General features: G+C 53.3%; 1 protein-coding gene. It reads left to right on the forward strand.

Annotation, left to right across the window (positions count from 1 at the left end; translation table 11 throughout):
* On the forward strand, positions 1 to 242 hold a 242-nt coding region (locus RTW80_RS29135), incomplete at its 5' end, for an alkyl sulfatase C-terminal domain-containing protein (RefSeq protein ID WP_312721597.1).
* Positions 243 to 276 lie beyond the last annotated feature (34 nt).

Consider the following 276-nt stretch of genomic DNA (forward strand, 5'->3'; position numbering starts at 1 on the left):
GGTACAAGCTGGAGCTGGAGAATGGCGTGCTGAACCATAGCGCCAACGCTCAGGCACAAGATCCGGATGCAACCATCACGCTCAGCCGCGAAACGCTGAATAAAATCATCCTCAAAGAGACCACGTTGAAAAAGGCGCAACAGGCAGGAGAGGTGACGATCGTCGGCAATGCCGCGAAGGTAAACGAAATGCTGCGCTGCATGGAGAGCTTCAGCTTCTGGTTTCCTGTCGTCACCCCTTAAACGTAAAAAAGGCTGCTTTCGCAGCCCTTTAGCT

The sequence above is a fragment of the Escherichia sp. AM3 genome, from assembly GCF_032029835.1.
Classification (GTDB): Bacteria; Pseudomonadota; Gammaproteobacteria; order Enterobacterales; family Enterobacteriaceae; genus Escherichia; species Escherichia coli.